This window comes from Paenibacillus rubinfantis (assembly GCF_001486505.1).
GTDB classification, from domain to species: domain Bacteria; phylum Bacillota; class Bacilli; order Paenibacillales; family Paenibacillaceae; genus Fontibacillus; species Fontibacillus rubinfantis.
Window position 1 is genome coordinate 41,307 of record NZ_LN909050.1, and the last position, 14,800, is coordinate 56,106.

Genomic DNA, 14,800 nt, shown 5'->3' on the forward strand with positions numbered 1-14,800 from the left:
AAAGACGTTGAAATTCCCAGATCCTTTCCCTACAATATGTAGAAATGCCTAGGCAACTGGTTCTCCAGACTCAAGTGGGTCCATCGAAGTCACAAACCAAGTTATCCACAGGATATTCACATACTCACAAATCATTTGGTTAATATGTGTATAATAATGGGGATATTCCTGCGGTTATGCACAATGTTACCCACAACATGTTAACAACGAATGCTTGTTCGTTGGACAAAACATGTGGATACGCTGATAAGGAGTTGATTTGCTCACATGTCATCCTCATTCCCTTTGATTCCCGAACCCCCCGCCTCAACTTATCCCCATGAATATTGGATGGCCGAGGCCATTCGCGAGGCCCGTAAAGCGGAAGCGATCGGCGAAGTTCCCATTGGCGCGATCATTGTCCGGGGCGACGACATTGTGGGACGGGGCTATAATCTCCGCGAGAGCTCCCTAGATGGTACGGCTCATGCGGAGATGATCGCCATCCGTGAGGCCAGCGAGCGGCTTGGGGCCTGGCGGCTGCTCCATTGCCGCCTCTATGTGACGCTGGAGCCCTGCCCGATGTGCGCCGGGGCGATCGTGCAATGCCGCGTCCCTCACGTAATATACGGCGCCCCCGATCCAAAAGCGGGTTGTGCCGGAACCTTGATGAACTTGTTGCAGGAACCCCGGTTTAATCACCGCACCGACGTCACCGCCGGCATTTTGCAAGAAGATTGCGCTTCGCTGTTAACCGAGTTTTTCCGCCGGCTCCGCAAAAAATGACCTTTCTGCAACGCAAAACAACCTCCAGCCCATGAGACCATGGAACTGGAGGTTGTTTACGTTAAAGCTTAAGGATTTAATTGTGTGCTTAGTAGCCGTATTGGCCCATTTCCTCTTGCAGTTGCTCCAAAGTCAACGTGTCGGTCGGAATGCCGATTTCGAAAGCCGGCTTCTCGTTGATTTGGGTAAAGCGACTGGTCATTTGAACGGCCACCTTGACATTGGTTTGCGTATCCGGATCGTTCACGGCGACATCCGCCTGAACGTTGTAGTACGCTGGGTAATTGTTCTCGTCAATCGCGGTATCCACAGTAAACTTGTTGATTTGAAGATTATTTTTCATCTCATCCAATGCTTTGCCCAGTTCGTCCTGGTTACCCTCTTGCAGCTCTTTCTTCGCCTGCTCGAGTTCCTCCGGCGTCAGTTGCAGCATCGAACGGTACTCTTCTTTAGACAAAATATCCAGCATCTTCGGCAACGCCTGATTGACCAGAATCGTCACCGCTTCTTTGACATTCTCATTCGTAATGGCAAACTGGACCACTTGTTTCGCTTTAAACCCTTCCGGAAGCGCAGCCTCCTTCGGATCAATGTTGCTGAAGTAAGCACCCGATTCATACTCGGCGAACAAAGCCCCCATCAATTCCGTACCCAGCTTCTGGCTCTTCTCCGGATTCAACATATCCGGATTAAACTCCTCGCCCGCCTGCTCCGCCAGCTCTTTCAAGTCAAGCTCCAGGAATTTCCCGGTCACCGACTCCGGCATCGGCAGGAACGGAATGCTTGGAATTTTCACGTACAGCTTCTCCGGCGTTATGACAAGCGGAATCGTAATCGTTGTCGTCATATCCCCCGTCAGCTTGACCTCCAGCGTTGCCTCGGTTTGTATCGGATCCTTCTGATAAATTTGCTTGATATTGATCTCGGCGTTCTTGAACATGGATAACACCGCGCCCACTTCCGGCGACTCCATTTCCTCTGTCCCCTCTACGGAGAAATCCAAGATCTTAATTTGGTTCTCCAGCACGTACGAGTTCATCTCAAGCGCCTTCACAGCTGCGCTGCTTAAGGCTTCCTTCGGTTCCTTCTTGCTGCTGCAGCCGGACAATACCAACACGACGGACAGCATCACCAGCAAGCAGGAAGTCCACAACTTTTTAGACATACCTTCTCCTCTCTCCTACCCATTCATCAGCAATAACAGCTAATTTTTTCTAAACATAACATATCATAAACCATTCGTAAGGATTTCGGAATACGTTTCGCAAATCTAGTGGATTGCCTTTTTCTTGAAACGTCCGCCCTTTACGTCATGTATATTTCCGACTGCCAAAAATGCGTTTTCATCGTAATGATTCACAATTTCCTTCAGCTTGGCTTCTTCCAAGCGGGTGATGACGCAGAAGATCACTCTTTTGGGATCGCCGGAAAAACCGCCTTCCCCCGACAAATACGTAACGCCACGCCCCAAACGGCTTAAGATGGCGTCGCCGATTTCATCGATCTGATCGCTGATGATCCATACCGATTTCGATTCATTTAAGCCCTCAACAACAATGTCAATCGACTTATAGGCAATATAATAAGCTAACAGCGAGAACAACGCGCGCTCCCAGCCAAAGACGAAGCCTGCGCTCAACAAGATAAAGAAGTTAAAGAACATAATAACTTCGCCAACCGAAAATGGGGTTCTGCGCGAAATCAGAATCGCCACGATCTCGGTGCCGTCTAAGGAGCCCCCAAAGCGGATAACTAAACCGGTACCTAAACCTAGCAAAATTCCGCCAAACACAAAGGCTAGCAACGTATCCGTCACGAATGGATCCACGTGGTGCAGCAGCGTTGTGCCGGCTGACATGACGGTAATGCCCAACAGGGTCGATATCGCAAACGTCTTGCCGATTTGCTTATAACCAACAATAAGAAAAGGGAGGTTGAAAAGGAAGAGGAATACCCCCAGTGGGAGTCCCGACAAATAAGACGTCATTACGGAAATACCGGTTATACCGCCGTCCGTAATTCGATTAGGCACCAGAAATAGTTCCAACGCAACGGAGACGATAATCGCCCCAATCACGATAAACAAAGACCTGAATAAGTTGCTTTTCAAGGTACGTTGTTTATGTTGGCGAACTTGGGTAGCTGTAGGTTGAGTCAGTTGGTTTGGATTAACCGCGTTCAAATGGCATCACGATCCTTTCAGTACGTTTTATAGTTCTTCCCTCTCACCATTCCTTCAAGAAATTTCATGTTACCCGTATGGGACACACCCTATCTTTATTATGACATTTTCTCCGCTCGTTGTCTTGTTCTACTTCGTAATCATTCCGTTTGATCCCACAAGAAAAAAACCCCAGCCAAGGCTGGGGCAGAAAAGTCAGTGATCCTTCGAAAAGGTTGGGTTTACCCTTCCGGATTGAAGTTGCCGTCTTGTTTTCTGATTTTTGCCTTTTTTGACCCGGACAGCGGTTCGGGTCCACCTTTGCCTTCGTTCCGATGGCGATCCCGGTTCTGGCCGTTGCCGGAGCCCGAGGTTTGGTAGGTTTGCGGTTTCGTCATAACGAATGAAGCCTCCCTGTATTTGATCAACAGGGTTAATTTGCGAAGAAGCGGCCTTCCTTATGCATGAAAAAGGAGCGCATCTCTGTGCCACTATCACGCCGGGGCCTACGAACATGCCTTAGGGCATGTCCGCTTCACGGCCCGTTCGAATCCCACCATTGCCATATGCAAAAAACCGACTCCTTCTCAGGAATCGGTTGATTTTTGGTATGTATGGCGGAGAGGGTGGGATTCGAACCCACGTGGGCTTGCACCCTAACGGTTTTCAAGACCGCCCCGTTATGACCGCTTCGGTACCTCTCCACAGGTGAATCCGATTTAGCGTAACAAATCAGATTCTACCATATCACCGGCAGGTTCGCAAGCTATTTGCGCTTGGTAATCTTCTGCAGATTCCCCATATATGGCCGCAGAACCTCCGGAATCTCTACACTGCCGTCCTCCTGCTGGTAGTTCTCAAGGATAGCGGCTACCGTACGTCCGACAGCCAGCCCCGAACCATTTAGCGTATGCACGAACTCCGGCTTGGCTTTCGGCTCCGGACGGAACCGAATGTTCGCCCGGCGAGCTTGGAAGTCCTCTACGTTGGAACAAGAGGAGATCTCACGGTACAACCCGCTCTCCGGAAGCCATACCTCCAGATCGTACGTTTTGGCAGCCGTAAAGCCCATATCACCGGTACACAAAGCAAGCACACGGTAAGGCAGGTTCAGCAGTTGCAGAACGCGCTCGGCGTTGTTCGTCATTTTCTCCAGCTCGTCATAAGAAGTCTCTGGGTGAACGATCTTGATCATTTCCACCTTATTGAATTGGTGCTGTCGAATCAAACCGCGGGTATCGCGGCCCGCCGCGCCGGCCTCTGAACGGAAGCAGGAGCTGTAAGCAACATAATATCGCGGCAAGTCTTCCGCATTTAGGATTTCGTCGCGATGATAGTTGGTCACCGGCACTTCAGCAGTTGGAATCAGATAGTATTCATTGCCGCCGGAGAGCTTAAACAAATCCTCCTCGAATTTCGGAAGCTGACCGGTCCCGTACAAGCTGTCACGATTGACGATGTATGGCGGCAGCATTTCTTCATAGCCGTGCTCATTGCTGTGCAGGTCCATCATAAAGTTGATCAACGCACGCTCCAGGCGGGCACCCAGCCCTTTATAGAACGTGAAGCGCGAGCCGGTAACCTTTGCCGCTGCCTCGAAATCCAGGATCCCGAGATCCGCTGCGACTTCCCAATGCGCCTTTGGGGTAAACTCGAACTTCCGTGGCTCACTCCAGCGGCGGATCTCAACGTTCTCCTCTTCCGAAGCACCTACTGGAACGCTCGCGTGCGGAAGGTTTGGAATAGAAAGCATCAGCTCGTCAATTTTCGACTCCAGCTCCCGTACCTCTTCGTCCAGCTCCTTGATGCGGTCTCCGACTTGGCGCATTTCCACGATCAGCTCATCGGCGTTCTCTTTATTTTTCTTGCGTTGTGCGACTTCTGCGGAAACCGTGTTCCGGCGATTTTTGAGCGCTTCGCTCTCTTGAAGCAGCTCCCGGCGTTTCTCATCCAACGGTGCAAAACCGGAGATCAGATCGAGCGATTTCCCCCGATTCTTCAGCGCTTCCTCAACGCGTGCATATTCGTTTCGCATGATTTTCACATCTAACATGAATAGTCCCTCCTAGAATGATCCCGCACAGACCTGCCGACCTTCATCTGGGGAGACCCGCGGACGGAAAGGCTGCTATCGGAAGTTCAAAACGCCGTTAAAACAGATAAAACCTTAACCCGCAAAGGAGTCAAGGCCTGCTTACGGCTGCTTGGTTTGCTTGATCATCTCTACAAAATAAGTATGTAACGAGAAGTCATCGGTCAATTCCGGATGGAACGACGATACGAGCAAATGCCCCTGACGTGCCGTCACGATTTCATCCTTATAGGTCGACAACACCTCGACTCCTTCTCCAACCCCCGTGATCAGCGGAGCGCGAATAAATACCGCCCGCAGCGGAACGTCAAGCCCCTTCACGTCAAGATCGGTTTCGAAGCTTTCGCGCTGACGTCCAAACGCATTCCGCGACACCTTGATGTCCATCAGGCCAAGATGTGCTTCCTCGCCGCCTTCGATCTCCTTAGCCATCACGATCAGTCCCGCACAGGTCCCAAACACCGGTTTACCTTGTCCGGAAAAATCCCGAATCGCTTCAATAAAGTTGTACTTACGCATCAGTTTGCCGATCGTTGTGCTTTCACCGCCAGGGATGATCAGCCCATCCAACTCGGCAAGTTGTTCGGCGTGCTTGACGGCTACGCCTTCAACACCGGTCTTCTCCAAGCTGCGGATATGCTCCGCAACCGCGCCTTGCAGCGCCAACACCCCTACTCTCATGACAAACCTTCTTTCTCTATATAGGTAGTTCAAAAAGTCAACTTTCCATCACGAAGCTGGTTCAAGTAGCTGGTTCGACATCGAATCTTGAATTCAGCCGAGGCTTCCGTTGCTCACGTAGGTCTGCCTACGCTCCGCTACTCATCCTCTAGCTTCATCCAACCTTCTCGGTGCTGAAAACCTGACTATTTGAACATTCATTAAACGGTAGTTCAAAAAGTCAACTTTCCATCACGAAGCTAGTTCAAGAAGCTGGTTCGACATCGAATCTTGAATTCAGCCGAGGCTTCCGTTGCTCACGTAGGTCTGCCTACGAATCGACATCGAATCTTATGATGTACCCCGGCCATCGAAAAGAGACGGCCGGGGTGAAGGGCTTGCTTTATTTCCTGCAGTGCTCCATCAAACTTGCGCGCTGATTACCAGCCGCGATCCGACATGCGCTCTGCCGCTGACAGTTTCGAAATCTCGATGCCTTTCATCGGCGTACCCAAATTCTTGGATACTTCGGCAATCAATTTATAATCTGTGTAATGCGTCGTCGCTTCGACGATTGCACGGGCAAATTTCTCAGGGCTATCCGATTTGAAAATACCGGAGCCAACGAACACCCCGTCCGCACCCAAATGCATCATCAAAGCCGCATCCGCCGGCGTTGCTACACCGCCAGCTGCGAAGTTAACGACAGGCAGCTTGCCATTCTCGTGCACCTCAAGGAGCAAATCGTAGGCTACGCCAAGGTTTTTGGCTTCAGCATAAAGCTCATCCTTGGACATATTTTGCACCTTGCGAATTTGGCTGTTGATCAGACGCATGTGACGCACCGCTTCCACGATGTTACCTGTTCCCGGTTCGCCTTTGGTCCGGATCATCGAAGCCCCTTCACTAATCCGGCGCAACGCTTCGCCCAGATCCTTCGCGCCGCACACGAATGGCACGGTGAAATCCCGTTTATCGATATGGAACACTTCATCCGCCGGGGTCAATACTTCACTCTCGTCCAAATAGTCTACCCCAAGCGATTCCAGAACTTTCGCTTCCACGTAATGACCGATGCGCGCTTTCGCCATCACCGGAATGGAGACAACCTTCATGACTTCCTCGACAATCGTCGGATCCGCCATACGGGCTACGCCGCCGGCCGCCCGGATATCGGAAGGCACACGTTCCAGCGCCATAACGGCGGTGGCCCCTGCCGCTTCGGCAATCTTGGCTTGTTCCGCATTCATGACGTCCATAATGACGCCGCCTTTTTGCATCTCAGCCATACCTCTTTTTACACGCGATGTTCCTGTTTCCATGTCCAATCCTCCCGATAATAATCTAACTAAATATTTTACAAGATACGCTTCAAATACACAACCCGTTTACTCGGATTTGAAAGAACCTTAGAAAAGATTTTTAATCCCGTTGAACAGGTCGCGGAAGAAATCCCCGATGGCTCGCATCATCAACGTAAACCAACCGGCTTTCTCTGCATCTTCTGATGTGATCAGGTTCACCGTCTTCTCTAGCGTTTGTTCCATACCTGGAGCTTTAAACGAGTAAGTTACGGTTCCGACCTTCGTTCCTTGCTTCAACGGGGCCGTCAAGGTACCTTCATCGGCCAGCGTTACAGTGGGTTGTACAGCGCTCGTGTCTGCGCCTTTCGGCACAACAAAGCTAACTGCTTGATCCGTCACAACAGGAATTTCCGTGTTCTTGGCCTTCTTCACCGTCACGGTTTCCGTCCCCACAACCGTTGTCTTCGGCGGCACAATTTGTTTCGTTTCGAAGTTGTTGAAGCCGTAGTCCAGAACTTTTCGGGTCTCCACAAAACGAGCTTTGTCCGATGCCGTACCCATAACCACGCTGATCAACCGCATTCCGTTACGTTCAGCCGTACCGGTAAAGCAGTTGCCGGCATTGGAGGTGTGTCCCGTCTTCAAGCCGTCCAGCCCTTCGTACGCAAACTGTTTAAAGTTCGTTACGTCCTTGTTTGCTTCCAGCATCCAGTTCAGGTTCACCATCGGCGCGGTATCGCGTTCGCGGAACTTTTTGCTTTGAATCGTTGTAAAGCGGGTAAAATCCGGGTGATCCGTAACGATATATTTGGCCAAAATCGCAGCGTCGAGCGCAGACATCACGGTTTCCTTCCCATCGGTCGGTCGAAACGCTTCCGGCATATCGGCGATATCCAAACCGGTCGAGTTCGCAAAGTGAGCGGTCGTCATCCCCATCCGTTTGGCTTCATCATTCATCATTTTCACGAAAGCCTGCTCGGATTCGGCCACATGCTCAGCTAAAGCAACCGTTGCATCATTGGCGGAGGCAATTGCCATCGCCGTATACAGTTCTTCTATAGTATGTTGATCCCCTTCAGCCAGAAAAATCCGTGAGCCGATCGTTTGGGCCGCATTTTTCCCAACCGTCACGACGTCGTCCCAACTAAACTTCCCTTGCTTCACAAGTTCAGCCACGATATACTCGGTCATCATCTTGGTCATACTGGCCGGAGGCAGCGGTTCATCCCCATTTACATTCAGCAGGATTTGTCCAGAGACCGGCTCCAGCAAAATAGCGGAGCTTACTTCCAATCCTAAAGACTCCACGGAAGGAATTGAGGTTGCTGTTTGCACTGTCGTCGTTTCGGTGTTCGTAGATTCCGTCGTAGTCGATTCCGTCTGTTCCCCCTCTGCCAGCGCCAAAGCCGGAACGAGAGAGAAACATAATAGATTCAGCAGCAGTACAGAAGCTACGCTTTTGCGCAGGAAACGCCGTTTGGTTGTCGATTTACGTTGTGGTTGTTTGAGTTTCAATGCCCTTAAAGCTCCCCTCATATTCTTTCATTTGCTTTATCTATTCTATCACAGGGGTACCCGCAAAAAAAGACAAGCAGGGCGGAAAACGCCCTGCCAGTGGTGGAAGATTATGGCCAATTGGTTTGAAGGCCTGTTCTGCTCGTTATTACAGTGAGTAGTTTGGCGCTTCTTTCGTAATTTGCACATCATGCGGATGGCTCTCGCGTAGGCCGGCACCCGTGATGCGGATAAACTGCGTATCGTTCCGCAGCTCGTCGAGCGTCTTCGTACCGCAATACCCCATCCCGGAACGCAGGCCGCCAATCAACTGATGGATCGTATCGGAGATCGGCCCTTTATAAGCTACACGTCCTTCAATCCCCTCCGGTACCAGCTTCTTGTCATCGTCCTGGAAGTAGCGGTCCTTACTGCCCTGCTTCATGGCGCCCATCGAGCCCATACCTCTGTACACCTTATACCGGCGCCCTTGGTAGATTTCCGAGTCGCCAGGGCTTTCTTCCGTGCCGGCAAATAGGCTGCCCAGCATCACCGCATGTGCGCCAGCCGCGATCGCTTTCGTGATTTCGCCAGAGTACTTAATGCCGCCGTCCGCGATAATCGGGATCCCATATTCACGGGCAACCGTCGCGCAATCATATACCGCCGTAACCTGCGGTACGCCAATCCCGGCGATAACGCGCGTTGTACAGATCGAACCCGGTCCGATCCCCACCTTCACGACGGAAGCCCCCGCTTCGATCAAGGCTCTTGTCGCGTCGCCCGTAGCCACGTTACCGGCGATGATCGTCAAGTCCGGGTACCGTTTGCGTAACTCGGCTACCGCTTCGATGATATTGATATGGTGACCGTGCGCCGAATCCACAGTAATGACGTCGACGCCGGCTTTGACCAAGGCGTCCGTCCGGTCAAAAGTATCCTTGGAAATCCCGACAGCTGCGCCTACGAGCAAGCGCCCTTGCGCGTCCTTGGCGGCGTTCGGGAATTGGATCGCTTTTTCGATATCCTTGATCGTAATAAGGCCCTTCAATGTATTGTGCTCATCCACCAAAGGGAGCTTCTCGATCTTATGCTGCTGCAGAATAACTTCGGCTTCCTGCAAAGAGGTTCCTACCGGTGCGGTGATCAGGTTCTCATGTGTCATCACTTCGCTGATCTTAATGCTGTAGTCATGCACAAAACGCAAGTCGCGATTCGTCAAAATCCCAACCAGTTTGTGCTCCTCGTTTACGATCGGCACGCCGGAAATGCGGAATTTCCCCATCACCTGCTCCGCGTCCGATACGAGATGATCCGGAGTCAACGAGAAAGGATTTGTGATGACGCCACTTTCGGAGCGTTTCACGCGGTCGACCTCTTCGGCTTGCTGTTCGATCGGCATATTTTTATGAATGATACCGATGCCGCCTTCCCGTGCGATCGCGATCGCCAGCGCCGATTCCGTGACCGTATCCATCCCCGCACTGATCAATGGAATATTCAGCTTCACCTTGTCGCTGAGCCGTGTGGAGACATCCACCTCTTTCGGCAAAACCTCCGATTTACAGGGAACCAGAAGCACATCGTCAAACGTTAAGCCTTCCTTGTCAAATTTACTTTCCCACACCGCGATAAATCCTCCTTCGAATTGATTGGTTTATTGGCTCTTTCCTGAAATCCGGGTATAAAAAAAACGCCTACCGCTGTAATCCCTATGAAGACATAACCCTTATATATCAAGACCGTATAGCCGCTTACGAAAATATATTGTTCCCATCTTAGCAAAGCCCCCCTAGGCTGTCAAGGACAACTGCAAGCAAATAAAACAGCGGCCACCCCGTGGAAACGAGTGTCTTTTTCACGCGTACATTTGATGGTTAGGCACAGATCTTGATGCTAATCCTGCCCCATTCCCCCCGGTTTGATTCGGTAAAAAGAAAAAGGAAGGAGGGGCCGTCAATGCCTCTCTCCATCCTTCGATTAAGGTGCTTCTTATGCTAACTAACGTTTATCGTGCGCAATGACCTGATCGATGATCCCGTACTCGCGAGCCTCTTCCGCGCTCATGAAATAATCGCGGTCCATATCTTTTTCGATTCGTTCCAGCGGTTGCCCTGTGTATTCTGCGGCAATGGAGTTCAGCCGCTCCCGAATCCCCAATATCCGTTTCGCGCTGATCGCAATGTCGCTGGCCTGCCCCTGCGCGCCGCCATGCGGCTGGTGAATCATGATCTCGCTGTTGGGAAGAGCGAATCGTTTCCCTTTGGCCCCGGACAATAATAGAATCGCGGCAAAGGAGGCCGCCATCCCGGAGCAGATGGTCTGCACATCCGGCTTCACATACTGCATCGTATCGTAGATCGCAAAGCCGGCCGATGTCGAGCCGCCCGGGCTGTTAATATAAAAGTAAATATCCTTCTCCGGATCTTCTGCCGCCAAAAACAGCATCTGCGCCATGATACTATTCGCAACCTGATCGTCAATCGCCGAGCCGAGAAACACGATCCGGTCCTTCAGCAAACGCGAATAAATGTCATACGACCGTTCACCCCGGCCAGTTTGTTCAATGACGTAAGGAATAACGGAACTCATGGTATACCCTCCTTTGGGATCAGGCGGCATGATTGAAGGCAAAGAACGTTAGCCGGCTCTCTACCGGATCCACCACAGGAGTGCTTGACTTGCCCCGTAAGGAGGAGCGCCAATACGATTGGAGTGTTAATACCGGAACTACATCCTGTGGCTGGACGTCGTTAAACAGCATCGCAAGTGCAGCAGCATCTTCCCGACGAACCGCATCAAGGTAAGCATGGACCAAGACCTCATGGGAGGCGTCCGCAAAAGCCGTCTCCTCTAAGATCGGAACCCCATCCGAGTTGTCTCCCCCTTCTCCTCGGGAGCTTTCCACTGCGTTTCGCAGCCTCACCCTCGCCCGATGCAAAGCGGCTTTGACGGCCCCTTCCGTCGAGTGAATCAACTTCGCCGCTTCACCTGCCGTATATTGCAAAATATCGATGAGCAGAAACGCAGTTCGCTGAAGAGGGGATAACTCGGAAACCATGGTTTCTACCGCAGCCCACACCGCAGCCGTATCGGTCTGTCCCGGAGCCTGCAACAGTTCTTCTACGGGAAGCGGTTCGGCTGTAAGCCTCTTCTTTCGACCGCAATCAATCCATGCATGCTGGGCGGTGCGATACAGGTACGTTCGCGTTAAACGAAAGCTCTGGCCTTTACCGCGTGCAGCCGACCAAATCTTAAGCCACGTATCCTGTGCCAAATCATCGCCTTCCCAAGCAGATCCGGTCAGAAATCGGCAATAATGACGCAGAGCCTTACCATAGACTTGCACCCACTCCGAGAAGCTCCCCTTCTCAGACTGAAGCCCAGTGCGCTCGTGTTGCCGCAAATGCTTCTCCTTCACCGCCGTAGCCACCCGGGACACCTCCTGTCGTCATTCTAAGTTCAGCTTTACTCAAGCCATCCTAGCCCGTTCGTACCTTCTCAATCGACCTATACCAACCTGGAGTAAGTTAATCCTCACTCACCGGTATAAACGTAAAAATCGGTGAAATCGATACGCGGGATATCTATTTGAATAAAGTCTAACAAATATTGTTTGGATTCACCTAAGTTTTTGGGGTAATGATCATTTTCGAAATTATTTGGAGCAATCTCGAATTTAGTTGGATCAATTCATATTGGGTTTTGTTCAACCGTCATACCTATTGTAGCCCCGATCCGTCCGGCAAAATGCCATAAAATCCTCGCAACGCTGTCCTTATTTTGCGAATAGTTGCAGGTGTACAGTTAATTCTCACCTTTTCGGCAAATCAGGCTCAATAGTTGTCCCTCTGCAGTTAAATTTACTCAAATAGCCGCATTCCCCGAATATCGCCGAAAATAACTGCATACAGGCAACTAATTACCCAAAAACAGCGGTTTCTCCGAAAATAACTGCAGCTCCGCACTTATGGATACAACTAAAAGAACACCGCCGGATCAACGGCAGTGCTCTTTGTCTTTGCTTGGCGGCGTCCTACTCTCCCAGGACCCTTCGATCCAAGTATTATCGGCAGTAGGAACCGCGGGGCAGAATTTACCTGACAAGAGGTTTCGCTTCCTTGACTCATTGTAATTCGTTTATTTTTGCCCCGGAAATAATCGTTCCATATGTCGGAGATGACGGTATCATATCATAAATCACTTTTTCACTTTTAACTACATAATTACTTTTTTCTTTTACAACATAAAAGTTTGTAATTGGCAGTTCTTCCGGAGAACTTTTATACACAACGGCAGCCTGAATTTTGATATTATCAGGATTTGTTATATCTACATCAACAATTCTATAACTCTCTACCGGCGTCCCAAGATCTTTCTCAGGTTTTTTTAGTTCTTCAAAGTATTTATCTATAACCTGCAAGGCTGCCTGCCTCGGCTCTTTCGCTACACTAGAAATAGGAATGCCTTGTTCCTTCCCTAGTGTGTGAAGTACTTGAGCTCCTACAGTAACTGTTACACTACAAAGCACAAATAAACAAGCAGTAATAGTTACCATAAATTTGCCTCTCTTGATCATGGTACACCTCTTTAGTGAATTTTAGTTTATTTTACGCTATTCCCTACAGAAAATCCATGTTTAGTTATTAATTTACTGAAATTGAAAAGCAATTAGCTCGTCTATATTCTATACGAGCTAATTGCCCTCTTCATTTAATTCCTATTCATAAACATTACCAGAAACTACAGCTGTTGAAAAAAACTCATTATAAACATAAACAACACGATTATCGCCTTTTGGAACATTTGTCAAATATGCATTGAGCCAAGTGCCATTCTTAGGATAATCGCCTTTAAAAAGACTGCTTTGCGCCAAACGTTTATAAGAACCAGTAGAAAGCTTCTCTGCAACGCCATATCTTAATTGAATATCTCCGTCACTAGGATTATCCGGGTCAGATGATATTTCTTGCCAGCCGTTGATTGTTAAATTGCTCTTAGTCGTGCTAAAACTACTTCCGATCAAATAGTTATATATTCCGGGCCCAATTATCTGGCTATTATAATAATACGAATTGGGTATTACGGCTTCTATTGAATAATCATTGGCTGAATTTTGATAATCTATTTCATTTACCTTCCCTATTGACACTGTGCCGTAATCTAAAGAACCCGGTATCATATTATATACAATGGGTTCATTCTTAACTTTAAACTCTCCATTTTCCTTAACTACCTTATATGGTGCTGCTGGTAATTTCCCGGAACCTTTAAATTTTGTTTCTCGTATAATTTGATACTTTCCGGATTTGATTGATCCACAGAAACAATTCGAAAATCAATTAATGGAGTTCCATTTTTGCCATCAGCACTTTCTCTAATAATATTCTTAAAATAATTCTCAGCTACTTTAATTGCATCATGATTAGCATCTTCTTCTATTAGTCCAGGTGCGGCTCCCGCTAAACTACCAAAGCAAAAAAATAGAGCGACTACCATCATTAATAAACTACTTCGTTTCATGGTGAATCCTCCTCTTTTTATATAGTTTTACATCCTTTTTCATTATAATCCATTATTATACTATATTTAACATATAACCATTATTATTCATTATTTCTCCATATTTTTCTAGAGTAAAGGAAGACTAATTTTTCTTCGTCTTGCAGATGACCACGAGGTAAGTAACCCGAGGGAATCGCACCCTCAGGCCCTCTCAGAATCGGACGTGGACCTCTTCATCCAAAATACCAAGACTCGGCTTCCTCTTTCCCCCTCGTGGGGCCTTTTTGACGACGCGGCAAATTTCACTTTATGTTACGGCCTGGCATATTGCTCGCCCTATCTCTGGCAGTAATTTCGTCGATACGCTTTTACGTACAGATTTCGCCAAACGCAAGTATCCTAGCTACGCGGGGGCTTGCCCCTCCCACAACTGGACTTTCACCGGCTAGAAGATGCGAGCTTAGCTGGGCACACAATATCAAGAAAACGCACTCAATATAAGTCAATAGTTTCAAACTACCTAACTTATATTGAGTGCGTTTTGAAGTTTTGCTTGGCGGCGTCCTACTCTCCCAGGACCCTTCGGTCCAAGTACCATCGGCGCTGGAGGGCTTAACGGTCGTGTTCGGGATGGGAACGTGTGGAACCCCTCCGCCATCGCCACCAAACGGTTCAAGCGTTTTGATCGCCTGAAAACTGGATACGAAACGAATTTGCGTGTTAGTCTCCTCAAGTGCTCGAATCGGCTTGTTCAGCCTGACGCCACTTTTTGGAGTTGTTTGGATAAGCCCTCGACCGATTAGTACCTGTCAGCTCCAT

The 14,800-nt window shown here is 49.3% G+C and carries 14 protein-coding genes, 1 tRNA gene and 1 rRNA gene; 1 reads left to right on the forward strand and 15 read right to left on the reverse strand.

Features of this window, described 5'->3' with window-relative positions:
- Positions 1-267: 267 nt before the first annotated feature.
- A complete protein-coding gene (tadA, locus tag BN3277_RS01010) occupies positions 268-765 on the forward strand; it encodes a tRNA adenosine(34) deaminase TadA (RefSeq protein WP_059040467.1) in 498 nt (165 codons plus the stop codon).
- A gap of 88 nt (positions 766-853) precedes the next feature.
- On the opposite strand, the gene BN3277_RS01015 is transcribed toward tadA, so the two are convergent.
- The 15 genes from BN3277_RS01015 to rrf form a co-directional block, all read right to left on the reverse strand.
- Positions 854-1,930 (reverse strand): hypothetical protein, encoded by a 1,077-nt coding sequence (locus BN3277_RS01015; RefSeq protein ID WP_059040468.1) that lies wholly within the window; start codon positions 1,928-1,930, stop codon positions 854-856.
- A 105-nt stretch (positions 1,931-2,035) separates the two neighbouring features.
- Positions 2,036-2,875: a YitT family protein gene (locus tag BN3277_RS01020; protein ID WP_232436295.1), complete on the reverse strand. Its 840-nt coding sequence runs from the start codon at positions 2,873-2,875 to the stop codon at positions 2,036-2,038.
- A 293-nt stretch (positions 2,876-3,168) separates the two neighbouring features.
- Positions 3,169-3,324 (reverse strand): small acid-soluble spore protein P, encoded by a 156-nt coding sequence (locus BN3277_RS25245; protein ID WP_089153291.1) that lies wholly within the window; start codon positions 3,322-3,324, stop codon positions 3,169-3,171.
- Between the two features lie 217 nt (positions 3,325-3,541).
- Positions 3,542-3,630, reverse strand: a tRNA-Ser gene (locus BN3277_RS01025).
- A 62-nt stretch (positions 3,631-3,692) separates the two neighbouring features.
- On the reverse strand, positions 3,693-4,979 hold the full coding sequence (serS, locus tag BN3277_RS01030; RefSeq protein WP_059040469.1) for a serine--tRNA ligase: 1,287 nt from the start codon (positions 4,977-4,979) through the stop codon (positions 3,693-3,695).
- A 141-nt stretch (positions 4,980-5,120) separates the two neighbouring features.
- Entirely contained in the window at positions 5,121-5,699 is a 579-nt protein-coding gene (pdxT, locus tag BN3277_RS01035; protein WP_059040470.1) for a pyridoxal 5'-phosphate synthase glutaminase subunit PdxT, read from the reverse strand.
- Positions 5,700-6,118: 419 nt separating this feature from the next.
- Entirely contained in the window at positions 6,119-7,000 is an 882-nt protein-coding gene (gene pdxS, locus BN3277_RS01040; RefSeq protein ID WP_059040471.1) for a pyridoxal 5'-phosphate synthase lyase subunit PdxS, read from the reverse strand.
- 87 nt (positions 7,001-7,087) lie between these two features.
- A complete protein-coding gene (locus BN3277_RS01045) occupies positions 7,088-8,497 on the reverse strand; it encodes a D-alanyl-D-alanine carboxypeptidase family protein (protein ID WP_232436294.1) in 1,410 nt (469 codons plus the stop codon).
- Between the two features lie 148 nt (positions 8,498-8,645).
- Complete coding sequence (gene guaB, locus BN3277_RS01050; protein ID WP_059040473.1) at positions 8,646-10,103, reverse strand: IMP dehydrogenase; 1,458 nt, start codon at positions 10,101-10,103, stop codon at positions 8,646-8,648.
- Between the two features lie 374 nt (positions 10,104-10,477).
- Entirely contained in the window at positions 10,478-11,068 is a 591-nt protein-coding gene (gene clpP, locus BN3277_RS01055) for an ATP-dependent Clp endopeptidase proteolytic subunit ClpP (protein ID WP_059040474.1), read from the reverse strand.
- 19 nt (positions 11,069-11,087) lie between these two features.
- Positions 11,088-11,909 (reverse strand): RNA polymerase sigma factor, encoded by an 822-nt coding sequence (locus BN3277_RS01060; protein WP_059040475.1) that lies wholly within the window; start codon positions 11,907-11,909, stop codon positions 11,088-11,090.
- A 693-nt stretch (positions 11,910-12,602) separates the two neighbouring features.
- Positions 12,603-13,055, reverse strand: a complete 453-nt coding sequence (locus BN3277_RS01065) for a hypothetical protein (RefSeq protein WP_059040476.1) — start codon at positions 13,053-13,055, stop codon at positions 12,603-12,605.
- A 141-nt stretch (positions 13,056-13,196) separates the two neighbouring features.
- Positions 13,197-13,502 carry a hypothetical protein gene (locus BN3277_RS25400; RefSeq protein WP_148500947.1) on the reverse strand — a complete coding sequence of 102 codons (306 nt, stop codon included), beginning with the start codon at positions 13,500-13,502 and terminating at the stop codon, positions 13,197-13,199.
- A gap of 206 nt (positions 13,503-13,708) precedes the next feature.
- The gene (locus BN3277_RS01070) at positions 13,709-13,999 is read right to left on the reverse strand and encodes a hypothetical protein (RefSeq protein ID WP_059040477.1); all 291 of its coding nucleotides are present in this window, start codon (positions 13,997-13,999) and stop codon (positions 13,709-13,711) included.
- 533 nt (positions 14,000-14,532) lie between these two features.
- Positions 14,533-14,649: ribosomal RNA gene (gene rrf, locus BN3277_RS01075) — 5S ribosomal RNA — on the reverse strand.
- Positions 14,650-14,800 lie beyond the last annotated feature (151 nt).